Raw genomic sequence first — 18,464 nt, forward strand, 5'->3', positions numbered from 1 at the left:
ACTGTTCCTCTAACAAGATAGGAGAGGATACATGTGCGTCATTGGTTTGTTCCCACGAAGCGGGTGGGCTACCTGCTGCTCTCACTTCTGATTGGCGGTTTCCTGCTGAATTTCTTCCTGCAGGCTTCCTCGCTGAATATGGATGTAAGCAGTGTGCTGACCTGGATCTCAAATTTTTATTGGCTTTATATTTGCGGCAGTTTATTTTTTTTCTTCATTCTGCTGGTGTTTGCGGCTATCATTCCGAATACGTATACCGGTCCGCTGATTGCATTCATCGCGCTGTTCGTACTGGGCATCGCTAATTATAAGAAAATGTCTACAACCGGCGAACCGCTCTTCCCCTGGGACCTCAACCAGGTGAAGAACGCGCAGGAGATGGCCAAGATTACGCGCGGCATGATCTCTCCGCTCGCGGTTATTCTGACGATTGTGGTCGTGGCTGCTCTGGTCTATCTGATCATCAAGCTGCCGAAGATCCGTGTTCAGCTTCCGCTTCGTGTCGGACTGGCAGTGCTCTCGACTGCCTTGATCCTCGGATTTATCTCCATGGTGGGCAGCGGCGGCAAGCTGTCTGCCGCGATCAAGTACCAGAATGTCTACTGGAATCAGAAGGCGAATTACTCCCAGAATGGATTTCTGTTCGCCTTTACTGGAAACTTGAAGCAGAATCTGATCGCTGAACCGGCAGGTTACAGCAAGGAAGCCATCACGGCCATCGCCAAGAAATACGCAGCACTACCGGATAATGCAGGTACTGCTGCGCCAGCGGAACAGCCTAATATTGTATATATGATGGATGAGGCTTTCTTCGATCCGACACGGATGCCTACGTATACCTTCAGTGAGGATCCCCTAAAGTTCATTCATGAACAGGCGGACAAGACACCGTCCGGTTATATGCTGTCGCCCGAATTTGGCGGCAATACGGCGAACATCGAGTTTGAGGCGCTGACCGGGCTGTCGATGTATTTTCTCAATGATGGCTCGATCCCATATCAGCAGCGCATTGTCAAAATGTCCTCGCTGCCTTCGATTGTCAGCATCCTGAAGGAACGGGGTTATGAAGCGCTGGCCCTGCATCCGTTTGACAAAACCTTCTACAACCGCAACCGGGTCTACCCGATTATGGGCTTTGACCAGTTCAAGACGGAAGGTGATCTTCCGAATGCAGAGCGGATGACGCCGGATGGTTATATCTCGGACATGGCAGCCGTGAAGGAAGCGGTTCGTGAGCTGCAGTCGTCCGACAAACCAACCTTCCTACACCTGGTGACGATGCAGAACCATTTTCCGTTCACCAAAGGGCTTAACGGGCCTACAACGATTGACGTAGGCGGCGTACCTGCAGCACAGAAGGATGAACTGGAGACCTATGTGCAGGATACGAAACTGACGGATGAAGCGCTGAAGTATCTAAGTGAGCAGCTTAAGACGATTCAACGCCCGACGGTTGTCGCCTTCTGGGGCGATCACCTGCCTGCACTGTCCTCCGGAATCTATACCCAGGCTGGCTGGGACAGCAATCCGCGCCTGAAGCATGAGACGAAGCTCATGTACATGGCTAACTTCGATATTGGCAATCAGCCCTTGGGAACGCTGAGCCCGGCATTTATCGGACCAACAATGTTCCAGCTGACCGGTCAGCAGATGCCAGCGTATTACAAGCTGCTGGAGAAGGTCAAAGCGGAAATTCCGGGCCTCAGTAAAAATGTGCTGATCGGTGCACAGGGTGAACTGAAGAACCTGACACCAGAGCAGCAAGCTCTGCTCAATGACTACAAAATGGTGGAGTATGACATTCTGGAGGGGCAGAATTATTCAGATAATCTGCTGTTCTAGGCTCTGGATAATCTGAACACAAGCCCATTCCCCCGCATAGCATATAGCACAACTTTGCAGTGGGGGTATTGGGCATGCTTATTCATCTGACAGCTATTCATTATGTATATCTGGCATTTATTGCACTCATTATCGGCTTTATGATCAAGCGCCGCGACACAACCATGATTTGTGTGGCAGGCATAGCCTTGCTGGGCATTCTGGCTACAGGCACGCTGAGCGGTTCGATATCCGGAATTTTTAATTCTTTTATTTATGCAGCCAAAGAGCTGATGGGCACCATTATGATTATTTCCATCATTGTGGCCATGAGCCGGGTGCTGATCTATACGGGCATCAACGAGACGATGGTCTCGCCGATCGCCCGTTATTTGCGTTCCCCAGGGATGGCCTTCTGGGGCATCGGCCTGCTGATGATGGTAGCCTCCTGGTTCTTCTGGCCCTCACCAGCAGTAGCCCTGATTGGTGCCGTGCTGCTGCCGGTGGCCGTCCGTGTCGGACTGCCGGCTCTCGGGGCAGCTATGGCCATGAACCTGTTCGGTCACGGCATTGCCTTGTCGGGTGACTACATCATTCAGGGCGCACCCAAATTAACTGCGGATGCCGCGGGCATTCCGGTGAGTCAAGTGATGGAGGCCAGCGTGCCGCTCGTGATCATCATGGGGGTAGTGACCACGGTCACGGCCTTCTGGATGATGCGGAGGGATCAGCGGCGGGGCACATGGCGAGATGGTCTTATGCCGATGGCCGAAGGATCGAACGCATGGGAGGATAAGGCTTCATCCGCAGGCCAGTCTTCGTCGGTATTAAGTCAACGGGCACGCCGCTGGCTTGCAGTACTAATTCCGCTGCTCTTCCTGGCAGACGTGGCTGCCATGCTGCTGCTGAAGCTTCAGGGCGGGGATGCAACCGCACTGGTAGGCGGCACAGCCGTACTGATTTTGATCGTGGTGACGCTGATGTCTCACCCGGAGCAGGGACTGGAGAAAGTAACTTCTTATCTCATTGACGGCTTTGTATTTGGGTTCAAGATTTTTGGACCGGTTATTCCGATTGCCGCATTCTTTTATCTGGGTGATTCGGCCTTTACGGATCTCTTCGGGAAGGTACTGCCGGAAGGTTCGCACGGGATTGTGAATGATCTGGGAGCTGCCCTGGCCATGAACGTGCCGCTGAACGGGGCGGTTGGTGCTGTAACCTCTACCGTAACCGGCGCGATCACAGGCCTGGATGGTTCCGGCTTCTCTGGTATATCATTGGCCGGCTCCATCGCGCAGCTGTTTGGTGCTGCTACCCACGCAAGTGTTGCGACGTTGACGGCGCTCGGTCAGGTAGCTGCCATTTGGGTAGGTGGCGGCACGCTGGTTCCGTGGGCGCTGATCCCAGCTGCTGCAATTTGTGGCGTCAGCCCGTTTGAGCTGGCTCGGCGGAACCTGAAGCCGGTGCTTATTGGGCTGACGGTGACTACCCTGGCGGCTTTTTTTCTGATCTAAGTTTGTATTTGGAAGGAAGGCATTGCTTCACGTGGAACATTCTCAACAGCCGTTAAATCGAATTGTAAAATAACAAAGGGAACCGTCAGCGGTTCCCTTTGTCGTAGGTTAACTTCTATTTCTAAGTCTGCATCATGGATTCCCGGTCCAGCCTGACAATTTCGGCATCCCTGTTGGGACGTCCAGATATGAGGTCTTTAAGGATATGAGAACCCAGCATGCTGTATACCGTTCCGTTGCCTCCGTAACCAAGCAGGTAGTAGAGCTTTTGCCGGTATGGATGGCGCCCGATAAAGGGCAGATTATCTACCGATTCTCCGAAGACTGCTGCCCATCTGTATGCAATGCGGATAGGAAGCGCGGGGAACAGCCTCTGGACTTCATCGCGAATCCGTTCTGCCCGGCTGTTGATCAGGGTCTCACTATGAGGGGTCTCCGGCTGGTCCTCATCAAGTCCCCCGGCTACAATCCGCTGATCCACAGTGGTCCGAAGGTAGAGGTAAGGGCGTTTGGTTTCCCAGATCATCATGTTCTCCTTCCAGGAAGACAGGTCCTCGATAGGTTCGGTTACGATGACGTAGGAGCGGTTCAGGTCCAGCCCCGCATTACCCAACAGCGGCGGTGAAGAATAGCCTGTCGTGACAATAACGTGTCCTGCACGAAATACACCCCGATTCGTATGGACCTCAATGCCGTCAGCTGTATCCTCGATCTGCTTTGCTTCTGTATGGTCGAAAAGATCTGCACCATGATCCAGCAGATAACGCATCACACCATGGTTGAAGCGCAGCGGATTGACTTCGGCATCCCGGTGTGTGATCAGGGCGGCTGGTTTGGAGAACGGGAACTCTGCTTCCAACTTGTCCTCGTCCCAATACTCCACGGGGAAGCCATGGCGGGTCAAGGCTTCATATTCTTTGATCAGCTTGGCCTTATCTGCCTCCGTACTGGCATAACAAAGACTGCTCCGGCGTATAAAATGGCTGGAACCTGCCCCGGTATCTTCGATTGTCTCGGCGGCCTCTTCGAGCTGATCCAGAGCTTCCAGGCATAAGCGGTAGAATCGCACAGCGTTCTCTTCGCCAATCTGCTCAATTAATTCATGAAGCATGATATCATTGCTAAACTGCAGAAGTCCCGTGTTAGCTGATGTACTTCCGCCGCCCATCTCTCCGCTATCTATAACCGCTATTTGCAGCCCTTCTTGAATTAAAGTGTAAGCACACAGCGAACCGGACATGCCGCCCCCAACGATCACAACATCATAATAATCACGAACGGGCACAGGCTTCACATCAAGATGAGGTGGTTCCGTCGTTCTCCAGTACAGCTGTCCATGATGCAAATCCATGCTAACCCCTCCTCTGGTTTAATGCTAATCTTTACCCTTTTTCGAAAAAATAAAAACAGTTCAAAAATAACTCGGCCTATATCCTATAAGAGGAAAATCATTGATAGTTATAATCTATAGATGGCATTGGAACTGCGTCTTGGACGGGGAAATAAGCGGGAGGATATAGTTATAAAAAAGTAAAGTGAAGGAGTCCTCCCTATGATTCAATCCATTCTGGCCACCCTGTACCATGTCATCGTTCCGCTATGTATTCCGGTTATTGCCGGAGCTCTGCTCGGACGCTATCGAGGCCTGGATACGAAACCGCTGTTGACCCTGTATCTGTATGTGTTAAGCCCGGCGATCCTCTTCACAACGCTAATCAACGCTAAAATATCGACAGCCGACATCTATCGCACTCTGGCTTTTGCTCTGCTTAATCTGGTGCTGCTGTGGCTGCTGGCTCAGCTTGTGTCCCGTCTGTTGAGACTAGGCCCGGCGGAGACGTCCGGCATGACGCTGCTCTCGACACTGACCAACAGCGCCAACTATGGCCTGCCGCTGATATTACTGGCTTTTGGGCAAGCCGGACTTGATACAGCTTCTGTATTTGTTGTTTCCCAAATGGTCATTGCCAATACGGCCGGTGTTTATTTTGCGGCACGCTCCCAGTTCTCGGGGCGAAATGCGGTGAAGTCCGTGCTGGCACTGCCGGCTATCTATGCTTCTCTGCTGGCCATCGGCCTTCGTGCTGCGGATTTGCATCTCCCGTATGAGGTGAATCAGGGAATTGCGACCATAGCCGCCGCCTATTCCCCGGTTGTTCTTACCATCCTGGGGGCACAGATGGTGAAGGTGGGAATGCCGGGAACAGAGCGAATTCGAGGGAAAGTCTTTTGGGGCGGACTGGCTGTCCGTATGGTGCTGGGACCACTGGTATCCGCAATCACGCTGGTACTGCTTGGTATTTCGGGTACGTTGTTTTCAGTGCTGTTCATTCTGGCCGCCATGCCTGTTGCGGTCAATGCTGTGGCCCTGGCGGATCGCTTCAATGCGGCTCCTGCTTTGATATCCCGCTGTATTTTGTGGACGACGCTGTCTTCCTTTATTATTTTGCCGCTGTTTATTGTATGGGTACGCTAACCTTTCTGTATGATTTGCGTTGTTACTTTTATTAGAGTGATTATGCGAAGCAGAGGTGAACCAAGATGTCGTGGCGTAAAAGGCTTCTGAGCACAGCTGTATTATTGATTGTTCTGATTCTGATCAACATTTATTATCCAGTACTTGTGCGTTCTCCGCAGACCCCGGGTCCGGCAGAGATGACTCCCGAGCAGCACACACAGCAGCAGATCACTTCGGAGACGGAAAGTAAATTTCCTGGCTTGCGACTAATCGAGTATATCCCTGAGGAAAATGAGAGCAGGAGGGTTCTGATCTCGTTTCAGCCTCATTTTCAGTCAGGGGATCCTTCCCGTGCAGAGGCATATTGGCAGGTTCTGCAGCATACGGAAGCTATTATCCGGCTGGATGATACGATTTCCACTCTCGACTACAGAGTTTCCTGGGGAAACCCCGACCTATTGGAGGTCATGCGAATTACCCTAGAGGGGGCGGACCTGCGGCAGCTGCCGACAAGGCTCAATAGGGGTGCATCCCCGCTGAACAGCTTTCCGCCCGCCGCAAAGCTTACACCGCTGTTCACGAGTCTTGAGGTGAAGGGCGAGGCCAAGGCGTGGAAATAATTTTAGCCTGCAAATCAGGGAAGATCTCTTGTTTTCAACTATTAAATTTGGGACAATATAGGCTGGACTGCCCAGATGCAGTCATAGGTTAAGCTGACGTTGTTGTTGATATACACCGAACTTAAGCAAGTTGAAAAGAGGAACGTTCATGAATAAATCATCCATATATGGCCTCACCCTGGACCAGCTGATCGCCTGGCTCGAAGAGCGGGGGCATAAGAAGTCACGTGCCGGCCGGATCTGGAACTACCTGTACCGGGAGCGGGTGACCGGATTTGCCGAGATGACCGAGCTTAACCGGGATTGCCTGGCTCTGCTGGAGGAGCATTTCGAGCTGCGTACACTGGAAGAGCATGTGAAGCAGGAAGCTTCGGACGGAACGGTGAAATTTCTGCTGCGTCTTCAGGACGGTAATCTGATCGAGACTGTACTCATGCGTCAGAAATACGGGCTCTCCGTATGTGTAACGACACAGGTGGGCTGCAACATCGGCTGCAGCTTCTGTGCCAGCGGACTGATCAAGAAAAGCCGGGATCTCAGCAGCGGCGAGATTGTCGAGCAGATTATGAAGGTTCAGTTTTATCTGGACGCAGCAGGACAAGGAGAGAAGGTAACTCATGTCGTAGTGATGGGGATCGGCGAACCGTTCGATAACTTCGAGAACCTGATCGACTTTATCAATGTGATCAAAGATCACAAGGGATTGGCGATCGGTGTGACACGAATTACGGTATCCACCAGCGGTCTCCCTGATAAGATCAAAGAATTCGCGGATCTCAACCTGCGCGTTCATCTGGCGGTATCACTGCATGCGCCTAACAATGATCTGCGTACCCGCATTATGAAGATCAACCGGGCTTATCCGATTGAACAGCTGATGGAAGCTGTGGATTATTATCTGGAGAAGACAAACCGCCGCATTATGTTTGAATACATTTTGCTGAGGGATGTTAATGACCAGCGGGAGCAGGCCCAGGAACTGGCTGACCTGCTGAGGGAGAAGAAGCAGCTGGCCAGTGTTAATCTGATTCCATATAATCCGGTAGATGAACACAGCCAGTACCAGCGTAGCGCCCAGGAGTCCATCCTCGGATTCTATGATACGCTCAAGAAGAATGGTATTAACTGCAGTGTACGTATGGAGCATGGCACGGACATTGACGCAGCCTGCGGACAGCTGCGGAGCAAGCAGATCCGTCAATCGGCAGAAAAGAATGCTGAACAGAATAAGATCACAGCCGGCTAAAGGCCCGAAGTACTCGGAAAGGGACACACTGTATAAGGTGTGTCCCTTTTTTATCTCTCCAGTCACAATTGGTGGGACCGGCGCTGATGCTTGTCCAAAGGGACTGGACATAACCAGGTTCGAATAGAGGGATGCTTTTATGCAATATGTTAACACTATCTAAGGCCGGATGGAGCTATAGGTGAATGAGATGTGGGCCAGGCTGAAGCCTGATGCTTAAGGGCTTTGACGCTTCACAGCTGTTCCTCCAAAAAAAATATTAATGACCTGCCAGCAATCTTGAAATATAATACTAAGAAAAGTTTACATGGTTTTGGGGGGCTAACATGAGTCGACAACAAGAGAGTAATGGTTCATCGACCAAAGCGGACAGATTTTCGAGGTCAGGCTTTATCCTGGCTGCGATCGGCAGCTCGGTCGGATTGGGTAATATGTGGAAGTTTCCTTACATTACGGGAGAGTATGGCGGGGCCGCATTTTTCCTGCTGTTCATTATCTGCCTGATTGCAATCGGGCTTCCGGTTCTGCTGGCAGAGCTGGCCATTGGCCGTGCGGGGCGGGGGAATGCCTCTTCTTCCTTTACGAAGGTCGGAGGACCCAAAATTTTCGGTAAGCTGGGTCTGCTTCAGGTACTGGCTCCGTTCATGATCCTGTCCTTCTACGCCATCATTGCCGGTTGGACGCTGCATTATGCAGTGCTGTCCTTCAGCGGTACGCTTTATGAAAACAATGATTTCGGCGGGACATTCAGTACTTTTACCGGTGAAGGTTATCTGCCCATTCTATGGCAGTTTGTTGCACTCGCAGTAACAGGCTGGGTCGTTATCAAAGGGGTTAGCGGCGGTATCGAGAAATTTAACAAGGTTCTGATTCCAGGCCTGATCATTCTTTTGATCATTCTCATGATCCGTGCTGTTACGCTCCCGGGTGCCGGGGAAGGGGTTTCCTTCTTCCTGAATCCCGATTTCTCCAAGCTGACGACCGAATCTGCCCTTGTAGCGCTTGGACATGCCTTCTTCTCCCTGTCATTGGGAATGGGCATTTTGATCACATACGGTGCATATGTAGACAAACGTCAATCGCTGGGCACCGCTACATTGGCAATTGGGGCAGGCGATTTGATCTACGCCCTGATTGCTGGCCTGATCATTTTCCCGACGATTTTCTCGTTCGGCATCAGTCCCGGCCAAGGCCCGAAGCTGGTATTCATTGCACTTCCGGCAGCATTCTCGGCAATGCCTTTCGGCTCCTTCTTCGGCGGCCTGTTCTTCATTCTGCTCGCCATAGCTGCACTCACATCCATGGTCTCGCTGCTCGAAGTGCCTGTTAAATTTGTAATGGAGCGCTGGAACATGGGACGTACCAAAGCGGTGGTTATCACTTCGGTATTGTGCTTCCTGCTGGGCATTCCAGCAGCTTTGTCCTTCGGCTTGGTTCCAGGCCTAACATCGATGGGCAGCAGAGGCTTCTTCGACTGGATGGACTTCATCGCTTCGAACATTTTGCTCCCGCTGGGCGGCCTGATTACGACCATTTTCGCCGGCTACTATTGGAAAAATGCAGCTGAAGCTGCAGGACTGAAGTCAGTCTGGTTCCGCATCTGGCTGTTCGCACTGCGTTATGTGGCTCCGATTTTGGTCGTGCTGGTGCTGCTGCATACATCCGGAGTAATCAAGTTTGGCTAATTTAAAATAGAGATCTGCATAAGAGACAGCCGGAAGGCTGTCTCTTATGCGTTAAATGCAGGGCTGCATCCACGAAAGCCTCCGACTCAAGCTAGCAGCTTGGCCGGAGGCTTTTTTACAGTTTCACAAACTTATTTGGTTGATACAGCCATCTCCAGTGCATCCAGCGGTACTTTCGAGGTATTCAGCTGATAGACTGTGCTGCCTTCCTGCCAGGAGATCAATACCTGAACATTCTTGGCGCCCTGAGGATAGGACACCTGAATGATGCCTTTATCTTTGGGAACAGGCAGACGGTGAGTTTCCAGGTAGTCAACCATTTTCTTGGCGATCCCCTGCTGATCCATTTGATCCTGACTTAACGATTCAATTTGCAGCAGCCAGCGTCCCTCCTGCCAATTGAGGTAGGCATGACCTGCTGCACCTTCGGTGTAACCCTTAATACCATGACCCAGATCAAGATCCTGGCTTTTATTCAGCGTAATATCGGGAAAAGCTTTGGCTGTCGATGCTGAATTGGCATACGTCTTGGCCGCGAAGGATGCGGTGACCGGCAGGCCCTCCTGTTCAAGTGAGGGATCATTCACCGGCAGCGCTTTGCTGCTGGAGTAGAACATTACCTGATAGGCATCGGTGCTGTTTTGCATGATGCGGGCTGCTGTCTGCTGGTCATGATCCAGTGCAAATGAATACGGCAGAATCGGATGGTTCATCTTCAGCTGTTCCTTCACTTGTTGAATGACCTGAAATGAGGCGTCCAGGCCGCCGCCGGAGGAGGACCCTCCCGAAGCATCTGTACTGCCGCTGCCCGCCGTGTCAGAACTTGTTGTGCCGCTGCCCGGAGAACCTGTTCCGTTGTCCGCAGACCCTGTCTCTGTATCACCAGCTGGGCTGCCTGAAGGGGGGCCGCCGCCTGATGCGTTGTCACTTTGCGAAGCAGACCCCGGCGAATCTGCAGGTTTATTAGTCTGAGTCTGATCGGAGTCCGAGCTGCAGCCGGCCATTGCTAATGAAGCCGCAAGTGCGGCAGTGAGTGTAATGGAGCGGAAGGTTCTGTTCATATCAAAAGTCCTCCTGTGTCGTCGTCTGTAAAAACATAGCCTTATATTCGAATCCTTTACCCTGATAGATGAAAATTAAACTTTAATACAGTATCCCCCAAAGAGATACAAACCCCGGCAGGGAATGCCGGGGCTTTGTATTATATCCGAAACACAGGTCCTCTAGGTACAAACGGAAGATGATTTCCCTTCGGCAAAATATAAGCATGCTCCCGATGAACTTTTAACCGGTCACAGTATCCGTCGGTGATGATCAGCAGAGGTCCATTACGCGGGAAGTCTTCGGCCTGTTCCAGTAAATCGATCGCAGGCTGGAGGATCGTGCCGCCGCGTCCCTTAACGGTAATCCGGTCAGCTATCACTTCCGGAGACATGTACCCCTGGTCATACATGATTGCGTCACAGAAGACCACACGGACAAGGGGGACGTCTCTGGATAGACTGTAGCTGGCAATTGCGCCTAGAGCCATACCAAGCAGTTTACTGTCCATAGAGCCGGAGGTATCAAGCACGACAGCAAACGTGCGGCCTTCTTCTGCACCTTCATGGGATACCCAGCGGGGACGGGGGATATCCGGTGTGGAGCTCTGACGGCGGCTGGCTCTTGCATAAGAACGGATTTTCTCCAGAGGCGAGAAATAGTGATCAAACCATTTCGCGAGCTCTACATCCCAAGGAATGGGCGGCTGGCTGAGTGCACGAATTTCCTCAACTAGGCCGGCAGGAAGAAATCCTCTGTTTTGTTCCTGATGATAGGTCAATCCCTGGCTGATGGCATTTCGGTAAAACTCGTCAAGCGAAACTCCATCCTGCCTTTCCCACCAATCCGGCTGCTGGGGAGGCAGGATATCTCCAAGGCCTACGCCCCGAAAAGTAGCCAGTTTGCGATAAGCTCTCATATCCGTCACGATCCGGTCGTATACCGCTTGGCGATCATGGAGGGAGGGCAAAAACGGCTTTTGCCGTCTATAATCTGCGGTACACCGACAAGATCCTCGGGCGCCAGCTGACTGCCCAGCAGAGAAACACACGGAAGTCCGACCCGTTCTGCAAACTGCTGGATAAGGGAAGACTTGCCGATGCCAGGTGCGCCCCAGACAAATACAGGGCGTACCACGGCAACATTCAGCAGCAGATCTAACAATTGCTTTTGCGTAACACTATAAGTTAAATTCATTGAATTCCTTTCTTGCAGGTCATCATTACCTCTTGGAGGCAGTGAAGTTCCTGGAAATATTGCCTGTTATTATAACATATCCGAGAGAACGCTCATTGGAAAACATGAATTGATATGAGAAATCCGGTCCCATGCATTCATCGGCGAGGAACCCCAATCTGTCGGCTGAAGCACAGCGCTTCCCGGGACAGCATTCTTCGGTGAGAGGAGAGCTGCCTGGTTTGCTTTTTCCTGCAGATGGTCATACCGAACCTGGCCGGACAGTGTTATACTCGATAATGAGCTTTTGTTATTGTTCATACCTGAAGGGAAGAGCATAAGAATGAAGAAAATTCTATTTATAAATACAGGAGGTACCATTTCGTCTTCCTATCAGGAGCACGGATTGACTCCCACCCAGAATGCAGAGAGCATTCTGACCGAAATCCCGGAGCTGCTTGAAATCTGCGAGATTGATGCCTGTGATCTGATGAGCATGGACAGCACGAATACCCAGCCGGAAGACTGGGCCGTTATCGCCCGTATGGTGAACCGCGATCTCCCGCATTATGACGGGATTGTGATTGCTCACGGCACAGATACGATGGCCTATACCGCTTCGGCATTGAGCTTCATGCTGGGAACGCTGAATAAGCCTGTAGTCTTGACCGGTTCACAAGTGTCCATATTGGCAGAGAATAGTGATTCCAAGAAGAATGTGATCGACTCTTTCCTGACCGCCTGCGGCGAAGTGCCGGGTGTGTTTGTTGTATTTAACGGCAAAATTATTAACGGTCCACGCTCGTCCAAGATTAGAACGCGGAGCTACAACGCCTTTGAGAGCATTAACTATCCGTATATCGGATTGGTGGAGGATGGAAACGTTCAATATGACCGCAGCCTGAAGGCCGCGCATCCCGAAGGGCATGTATATGATGACCGCTATTGTGCAGAAGTGTTCCTGCTGCGTCTGATTCCGGGAACCAATCCGGGGATCTTTGATGCCATCCAGTCGCTGGGATACAAAGGAATTGTTATTGAAGGCTTCGGGCTGGGCGGAGTACCATTCAAAGAGCGCAGTCTGATCGACAAGATTGAACAGCTGATGCGTGAAGGCATGAGCATTGCAGTAACTACGCAGTGTCCTTATGAAGGCGGCGATCTGACGATCTATGAAGTTGGACAGAAGGTATTGGAGAAGGGGGTCATTCCGGGATATGATATGACGACGGAAGCCCTTGTCACCAAAATGATGTGGGCGCTTGGTCAAACCTCCAGTCCGGAGGAAGTCAAACAAATCATGGCTACCAATTATGTCAATGAAGTGAGCCTGCCGGCCGTACAGCCGGTTAACCAGCCATCTTCCCAACATTCCTAAAGTTATATGCCTGACTATGACCGGTGTTCTCCTCCTGGAGAAGACCGGTTTTTTGTTGTCCTTTTCCTCGTGCGACAAAATTCTTAGCTTCGTATAATAAGGAGTTCGCAAGTGCGAAGCCAGCAAATATTTTACAATCCGTAAATATAGCGATGACGTCCAATTGATGAATCACCCGTATACTCACTTCAGAACCTTAGATAAGCGCTTTGCAAAAATCAATGATGTGAAGGGCTGGCCTATCACCTTTGTCTGAACATGGGAGGGATCATTCACAAAGTCTGGGCCACAGACAAATCAGGCCTGGCTTAAGCTCTATAGATCTTAAATATGAAAGGTTGGCATATCGATGTGGAATAAAAAAGTACTGCTTATCCCTGCGCTGGTCTCCGCGCTTACGCTGGCAGCGGCAGGTGCGGCCAATGCAGCTGTTCCCCAGACAACCAAGAGCAACGTTCAGATCCAGACCGTCAAATATGTAATCAACGGAATTGAAAATTCAGTTAACACAGTATTAATAAACAATAAAACATTTATTTCTCTTCAAAGTCTGGGCAGTGCGCTCGGAGCGGATCTCTCCTCTAAATCCGATGGAACCGTGAGCATCGATACAGCCGAGCATCGTGTAGCCCTTCACAGCGGGTCGGCGGCCATGACGGTTGACGGCACCAGTGTCAGCCTGCCAAGCGCAGTGCAGAAGATCAACGGGAGTCATTATGTAGAGCTTACCTCGTTTATCCAGGCAATTGGAGGTCTGGTTGCCAAAAATACAACCGGGCAGCTGAGCATTATCACCTTCGCCCCTATTGGTGAAGTAGATCAGATCAGCTGGGTCGCAGGCAGCCGATTGCTGGCTTCGGTAACGACGGATTCGGGACGAGCTGATTACCTCGTTGACCCGGATACCGGATATCATGAGCTTCTGCTCGTAACCTCGGATGCTTCTGAACTGGTTGTAGCTCCTGGCGGAGACAAGGCCGTTTACGCTGAAGCGGACGGCAAAGTATATCAGATTAGTCTGCCGAGCGGATTGCGGTCGTTAATCAGTGCGGATACTTCGATCAAGAACGAGCTGCAATGGTCTGCAGACGGTAAGTCCATTTACTTCCTGCAGGGAGACAAGGGCAGTGTAATCGGACAGATTAGCACGGCAGACGGCAAGGTCACCAAAGTGCTTGATGACAAAGTGGACTACAAGGAAAACCTGAGCGTATCTGCTGACGGCAAAAAGTTTGCCTACACTGTAGTAAAGACTGGAACGGTCACCGCGGATAGCAGCAAACCGGTAGATCAGGATGATGTAAGCATTAACCTGGATGGAACCGAGCCGCAGATCTTTATGTTCGATGCTTCCGTGAAAGATGCAAAACCACAGGCGTTGACGACAGGCAAGGATGACAAGGTGTATGTAACTCTTAGCCCAGACGGCAAATCTGTCTACTATGTCAGCGTACAGGATGATAAGCCGGCCAAGCTTGTTGCGGTAGGCGCAGATGGCAAATCTGCCGATGTATATGCTGATCAGGATGTGCTGGAAGCCGTATTGAGCCAGGGTAAAATGGTTCTGCTGACGGCGGGAGCTGCCGGTCAGACGCAGGTACAGGAGCTGGATCTCGCTTCCGGAAGTAAAAGGCTGCTTGGTGCTGGCGCAGACAGCCTGAGCGAAGTGACTGTTGGAAGTTCTAATAATATAGCTGCGGTTAACAACGGTGTGGTGCAGGTGTATGCAGGTGGGCAGTGGAAAAGTCTGACGCGTACAGGCGAATAAATAGGCATTCAGCATCTCCAAGAGAGGCTTAGCAATTTCAATTTAATTCATTTATAAGATGAGAGGGGATTTTTACAATGAAATGGTACAAAAAATTAATGGCAGGCGTTCTCGCCGCAACTTTGATTACTGCGGTGGTTCCTTCTGCAACAACTCAGGCGGCCAGCCTCAGCGGCCGGATCGTAATCAATGGATCTTCAGCCCTGCTCCCGTTGACACTGCAAGCTGCTAACGAATTCAAGAAAGCCAACCCGCGTGTACGGATCTCTGCTTCCGCAGCCGGCTCCGTTACAGGCCCGCAAGCAGTGCGTAAAGGCATTGCCGATATCGGTGCATGTGACTGGGACGCTTCCACGAACGTACCGGGTTTTGCCAAGTTTGATGGACAGGTAGCGAATAAGGTAGCGGTTATTCCTTTCGCTGCTGTAGTTAACAAGTCCACAGGTGTGGACAACCTGAGCACAAAACAGCTGCAGGACATCTTCTCCGGTAAAGTAACTAACTGGAAAAGTGTAGGCGGTAAAGACGCTGACATTATCGTTGTGAACCGCTCCTTTGGTTCCGGAACACGCGTTAACTTCCAATTGAAAGCTCTGGAAGGCAAAGACTTCATGAGCAAAGGCAGCAACTACAAAGAAGTGAAATCCAGCGGCGATATGAAAACAGCAGTTGAAACGACACCAAATGCAATCGGTTATATTGACCTGGCTTATGTGACAGACAAAATGACCGCAGTTAAGGTCAACAATGTAGCTCCTTCCGAAGCTAACGTGATCAACGGTTCTTACAAAGTATGGAGCTATGGCTACTACATGACAAAAGGTGCTCCAACAGGTGCAACCAAAGCGTTTATTGACTACGTGCAAAGCAAAAAGTTCCAGAACGGCTCCCTGCGCAAGCTGAAATTCATCCCGATCTCGGCAATGAAATAAGTACGCGTAATTCCGTAAACCAAGTTCATGAAGCGGCCGGCTGAGACGCTATAGCGCGTCAAGCCGGCCTTTCTTCAGCTTGATTGTCTAATCCAGAGGAGGGCAACTTTCCCTATGATGAATACACCGGCAGCACCGCAGACGTATCCCCGTCAGGAGCCGCATGCCAGCCTGGAGCTGGGGCGCGGCGGACGCTTGAGCCGCAAAGCCCGGCTGGGCCTGTTTAACCGCTTGTTCCGCCTGGCCTGCATCGCCTGCGCTATTTTTGTATCCCTGCTTTTGCTGTTAATTCTGGTCTTTATGTTCCGTACCGGTATTCTGGTGTTCCGTGATGTATCCGTGACTGAGTTTTTCACAACTACGCTGTGGGAACCCGAGAATGATCATTATGGTGCCCTGGTTTTTATTGCCGGCACCTTCGCCCTGACGGGGCTGACGCTCCTGATTTCGGTTCCTTTGTCCGTCATTGTTGCCATTTTCCTGGCAGAGATGGCTCCAGTATGGCTGCGGACGGCGCTGCGCCCGATCTATGACCTCCTGGTCGGCATTCCATCCGTCGTATATGGCTATCTCGGTTTAACCGTGCTCATTCCTTTTCTGCGTGATATCACCGGCAATGGTCTGACTGACGGGCTGCTGGCTGCTTCTCTGGTGCTCACGATCATGGTGCTGCCGACCATCAGCCGGGTCAGTGACGATGCACTTACGGCCGTGCCGCAGAAATTTCGTGATGCTTCTTATGCGCTGGGAGCCAGCCGATTTCAGACCATCGTGAAGACCGTCGTCCCCGCAGCCGGAAGAGGCATCATGTACGCTGTTATTCTCGGCATGGCCCGGGCGATCGGTGAGACGATGGCGGTAGTTATGGTGATCGGGAATACACCTCAGCTGGCAGACAGCCTGTTCAAACCCACTTCGGTCCTGACGAGCAACATTGTCATGCAGATTGCCAATGTGCCTTTTGATTCCACGTGGAACTATGCCCTCTATATGATGGGCTTCCTGCTGCTGATCATTGCTATCATCATGATCGTAGCCATCCGACTGCTGCAAAGGAGACCTGTACAATGAGCCGAACCTCATCCAGTGTGACCCCCTCCCTCCGGTCCGGCAGAAGGTCAGCACGTATTCAGAACCACTTGTTCACCGGGCTGGTGTACGGTGTAGGCCTGTTTACTGTGCTGACTATCTGTGGGCTGCTGTATCTTATTCTTCACAAGGGACTTCCCCATCTGAACTGGGGCTTCCTCTACGGACTGCCAAGTGAGATGGATGCCGGGGGCGGCATAGGTCCGATGCTGTTCAACTCTTTCTATATGCTGATCCTGTCCCTTGTTATCTCGGTTCCAATCGGGATGGCGGCAGGCATTTACCTGGCAGAGTTTGCACCAGATAACAAGCTGATTTCCGTGATCCGCATCTGCATCGAAGGTCTGGCATCCGTGCCATCCCTGATCTTTGGCCTATTCGGTATCGCATTATTCGTTGAGATGTTTGAGATCGGCTTGACCATTATCGGCGGGGCCATCAGTTTGGCCTTCCTGAATCTCCCTGTAATGACCCGGATTACAGAAGAGGCGGTACGTGCGGTTCCCGAGGAGACGAAGAGTGCCTCAGCTTCCTTGGGAGCTACTGCGATGCAGTCCATGATGCGTGTGATCCTGCCGGCGGCCATGAATGGTATTGTAACGGGGATTTGCCTTGTGGCAGGGCGTGCCTTTGGCGAGAGTGCAGTCATTATTCTGACTGCCGGTGTCTCCACGTCGGGCGAGATGTGGGATTTCAGCCTGCTCTCCCCGGGAGCTACGCTGGCTGTACACCTGTGGTATGTGCAGTCAGAAGCCATTGTACCGGATGCCCAGGAAATCGCTGAGAAATCTTCGGCTGTTCTGATCCTGGTTGTGCTGTTAATCAATATTCTGTTCCGTGTCCCGCTCTGGCTGAGCCGCAGACGTGCAAGATGAACCTATCCGACCTGGAGGAATGAACCATGCAAGCTTTCATTGATATTCAAAAGCTGAACCTGCACTACCGTACCCTGCACGCACTCAAAGATATTACCCTGCAGATTCAGGACAAGGCTATTACGGCCTTTATCGGTCCGTCCGGCTGCGGCAAGTCCACGCTGCTGCGTTCCCTGAACCGGATGAATGACCGGATTCCGGGGACGCGCATTGAAGGCAGAGTAGCGATTGGCGGTACGGACATCTATAGTCCGGACATTCATATTGAGACACTGCGCCAGAAGGTAGGCATGGTCTTCCAGTCCCCGAATCCGCTGCCGAAATCCATCTATGACAACGTGGCTTATGGTCCCCGTCTGCATGGCATCCGCAGTAAAGCCAAGCTGGATGAAATCGTGGAGCGCAGTCTCCGCTCAGCCGCACTGTGGGATGAAGTCAAGGACGTGCTGAAGCGCTCGGCATTCAGCCTGTCGGGCGGTCAGCAGCAGCGTCTCTGTATTGCCCGTTCTCTGGCTGTCGACCCGCAGATTCTGCTGATGGATGAAGCGACTGCTTCCCTGGACCCAAAGTCCACAGCCAAGATTGAAGAGCTGGTTCAGGAGCTGAAGAACCGCTATACGATTGTCATGGTGACACACAATATGCAGCAGGCGGCCCGTGTATCGGACAGGACGGTCTTTTTCCTGAACGGTGAAATTGTGGAAGCAGCCGACACCAGGTACATGTTCTCTGAGCCTCAGGATTCACGTACTCAAGATTATGTACAAGGAAGGTTTGGCTGATCTCGTGCTGCAGCTGCTGATGATTAAGACCGGAGCCCTGCGTCCAATGAATCATTTTGGATGGGGCCCGGTCTTTTTA

General features: G+C 51.6%; 16 protein-coding genes. 12 read left to right on the forward strand and 4 right to left on the reverse strand.

Translation table 11 applies throughout. From position 1 onward, the window contains the following. Positions 1 to 33: 33 nt before the first annotated feature. Positions 34 to 1,842 carry an LTA synthase family protein gene (locus tag Q5741_RS07760; protein ID WP_305023506.1) on the forward strand — a complete coding sequence of 603 codons (1,809 nt, stop codon included), beginning with the start codon at positions 34 to 36 and terminating at the stop codon, positions 1,840 to 1,842. Between the two features lie 74 nt (positions 1,843 to 1,916). Beyond that, positions 1,917 to 3,335, forward strand: coding sequence for a hypothetical protein (locus Q5741_RS07765; RefSeq protein ID WP_305023507.1), 1,419 nt, complete (start codon positions 1,917 to 1,919; stop codon positions 3,333 to 3,335). A gap of 121 nt (positions 3,336 to 3,456) precedes the next feature. Here the strand turns inward: Q5741_RS07765 and Q5741_RS07770 are convergent, their stop codons facing one another. After that, positions 3,457 to 4,686, reverse strand: coding sequence for an NAD(P)/FAD-dependent oxidoreductase (locus tag Q5741_RS07770; RefSeq protein WP_305023508.1), 1,230 nt, complete (start codon positions 4,684 to 4,686; stop codon positions 3,457 to 3,459). A gap of 201 nt (positions 4,687 to 4,887) precedes the next feature. Here Q5741_RS07770 and Q5741_RS07775 point away from each other — a divergent pair, with 201 nt between their 5' ends. From Q5741_RS07775 to Q5741_RS07790, 4 genes are all read left to right on the forward strand, one after another. Further along, on the forward strand, positions 4,888 to 5,811 hold the full coding sequence (locus tag Q5741_RS07775) for an AEC family transporter (protein ID WP_305023509.1): 924 nt from the start codon (positions 4,888 to 4,890) through the stop codon (positions 5,809 to 5,811). Between the two features lie 65 nt (positions 5,812 to 5,876). Beyond that, a complete protein-coding gene (locus Q5741_RS07780) occupies positions 5,877 to 6,413 on the forward strand; it encodes a hypothetical protein (protein ID WP_305023510.1) in 537 nt (178 codons plus the stop codon). A gap of 148 nt (positions 6,414 to 6,561) precedes the next feature. Then, entirely contained in the window at positions 6,562 to 7,659 is a 1,098-nt protein-coding gene (rlmN, locus tag Q5741_RS07785; protein WP_305023511.1) for a 23S rRNA (adenine(2503)-C(2))-methyltransferase RlmN, read from the forward strand. A gap of 326 nt (positions 7,660 to 7,985) precedes the next feature. Then, complete coding sequence (locus tag Q5741_RS07790; RefSeq protein ID WP_305023512.1) at positions 7,986 to 9,344, forward strand: sodium-dependent transporter; 1,359 nt, start codon at positions 7,986 to 7,988, stop codon at positions 9,342 to 9,344. Between the two features lie 131 nt (positions 9,345 to 9,475). Here Q5741_RS07790 and Q5741_RS07795 read toward each other — a convergent pair whose 3' ends face one another. From Q5741_RS07795 to Q5741_RS07805, 3 genes are all read right to left on the reverse strand, one after another. Beyond that, the gene (locus Q5741_RS07795) at positions 9,476 to 10,405 is read right to left on the reverse strand and encodes a hypothetical protein (RefSeq protein WP_305023513.1); all 930 of its coding nucleotides are present in this window, start codon (positions 10,403 to 10,405) and stop codon (positions 9,476 to 9,478) included. Positions 10,406 to 10,545: 140 nt separating this feature from the next. After that, positions 10,546 to 11,304, reverse strand: coding sequence for a vWA domain-containing protein (locus Q5741_RS07800; RefSeq protein WP_305023514.1), 759 nt, complete (start codon positions 11,302 to 11,304; stop codon positions 10,546 to 10,548). Positions 11,305 to 11,309: 5 nt separating this feature from the next. Then, a complete protein-coding gene (locus tag Q5741_RS07805; RefSeq protein WP_305023515.1) occupies positions 11,310 to 11,582 on the reverse strand; it encodes an AAA family ATPase in 273 nt (90 codons plus the stop codon). Between the two features lie 322 nt (positions 11,583 to 11,904). Here Q5741_RS07805 and Q5741_RS07810 point away from each other — a divergent pair, with 322 nt between their 5' ends. From Q5741_RS07810 to pstB, 6 genes are all read left to right on the forward strand, one after another. Continuing rightward, the gene (locus Q5741_RS07810; RefSeq protein ID WP_305023516.1) at positions 11,905 to 12,939 is read left to right on the forward strand and encodes an asparaginase; all 1,035 of its coding nucleotides are present in this window, start codon (positions 11,905 to 11,907) and stop codon (positions 12,937 to 12,939) included. 349 nt (positions 12,940 to 13,288) lie between these two features. Next, a complete protein-coding gene (locus Q5741_RS07815; protein ID WP_305023517.1) occupies positions 13,289 to 14,707 on the forward strand; it encodes a stalk domain-containing protein in 1,419 nt (472 codons plus the stop codon). Between the two features lie 77 nt (positions 14,708 to 14,784). Then, positions 14,785 to 15,639 carry a phosphate ABC transporter substrate-binding protein gene (locus Q5741_RS07820; protein WP_305023518.1) on the forward strand — a complete coding sequence of 285 codons (855 nt, stop codon included), beginning with the start codon at positions 14,785 to 14,787 and terminating at the stop codon, positions 15,637 to 15,639. A gap of 117 nt (positions 15,640 to 15,756) precedes the next feature. Next, positions 15,757 to 16,710, forward strand: a complete 954-nt coding sequence (gene pstC, locus Q5741_RS07825; protein ID WP_305023815.1) for a phosphate ABC transporter permease subunit PstC — start codon at positions 15,757 to 15,759, stop codon at positions 16,708 to 16,710. Continuing rightward, positions 16,707 to 17,603 carry a phosphate ABC transporter permease PstA gene (gene pstA / locus Q5741_RS07830; RefSeq protein WP_305023519.1) on the forward strand — a complete coding sequence of 299 codons (897 nt, stop codon included), beginning with the start codon at positions 16,707 to 16,709 and terminating at the stop codon, positions 17,601 to 17,603. The genes pstC and pstA overlap by 4 nt, the downstream gene beginning before the upstream one ends. A gap of 26 nt (positions 17,604 to 17,629) precedes the next feature. Beyond that, on the forward strand, positions 17,630 to 18,385 hold the full coding sequence (gene pstB, locus Q5741_RS07835) for a phosphate ABC transporter ATP-binding protein PstB (protein WP_305023520.1): 756 nt from the start codon (positions 17,630 to 17,632) through the stop codon (positions 18,383 to 18,385). Positions 18,386 to 18,464: the final 79 nt, after the last annotated feature.

The sequence above is a fragment of the Paenibacillus lacisoli genome (assembly GCF_030580655.1).
GTDB classification, from domain to species: domain Bacteria; phylum Bacillota; class Bacilli; order Paenibacillales; family Paenibacillaceae; genus Paenibacillus; species Paenibacillus lacisoli.

Bases quoted from the DNA above. Each gene is read 5' to 3' on its own strand.
- Q5741_RS07765 (WP_305023507.1), top strand. From the start codon at position 1,917: ATGCTTATTCATCTGACAGCTATTCATTATGTATATCTGGCATTTATT.
- Q5741_RS07770 (WP_305023508.1), bottom strand. From the start codon at position 4,686: ATGGATTTGCATCATGGACAGCTGTACTGGAGAACGACGGAACCACCT.
- Q5741_RS07775 (WP_305023509.1), top strand. From the start codon at position 4,888: ATGATTCAATCCATTCTGGCCACCCTGTACCATGTCATCGTTCCGCTA.
- Q5741_RS07780 (WP_305023510.1), top strand. From the start codon at position 5,877: ATGTCGTGGCGTAAAAGGCTTCTGAGCACAGCTGTATTATTGATTGTT.
- rlmN (WP_305023511.1), top strand. From the start codon at position 6,562: ATGAATAAATCATCCATATATGGCCTCACCCTGGACCAGCTGATCGCC.
- Q5741_RS07790 (WP_305023512.1), top strand. From the start codon at position 7,986: ATGAGTCGACAACAAGAGAGTAATGGTTCATCGACCAAAGCGGACAGA.
- Q5741_RS07795 (WP_305023513.1), bottom strand. From the start codon at position 10,405: ATGAACAGAACCTTCCGCTCCATTACACTCACTGCCGCACTTGCGGCT.
- Q5741_RS07800 (WP_305023514.1), bottom strand. From the start codon at position 11,304: ATGAGAGCTTATCGCAAACTGGCTACTTTTCGGGGCGTAGGCCTTGGA.
- Q5741_RS07805 (WP_305023515.1), bottom strand. From the start codon at position 11,582: ATGAATTTAACTTATAGTGTTACGCAAAAGCAATTGTTAGATCTGCTG.
- Q5741_RS07810 (WP_305023516.1), top strand. From the start codon at position 11,905: ATGAAGAAAATTCTATTTATAAATACAGGAGGTACCATTTCGTCTTCC.
- Q5741_RS07815 (WP_305023517.1), top strand. From the start codon at position 13,289: ATGTGGAATAAAAAAGTACTGCTTATCCCTGCGCTGGTCTCCGCGCTT.
- Q5741_RS07820 (WP_305023518.1), top strand. From the start codon at position 14,785: ATGAAATGGTACAAAAAATTAATGGCAGGCGTTCTCGCCGCAACTTTG.
- pstC (WP_305023815.1), top strand. From the start codon at position 15,757: ATGAATACACCGGCAGCACCGCAGACGTATCCCCGTCAGGAGCCGCAT.
- pstA (WP_305023519.1), top strand. From the start codon at position 16,707: ATGAGCCGAACCTCATCCAGTGTGACCCCCTCCCTCCGGTCCGGCAGA.
- pstB (WP_305023520.1), top strand. From the start codon at position 17,630: ATGCAAGCTTTCATTGATATTCAAAAGCTGAACCTGCACTACCGTACC.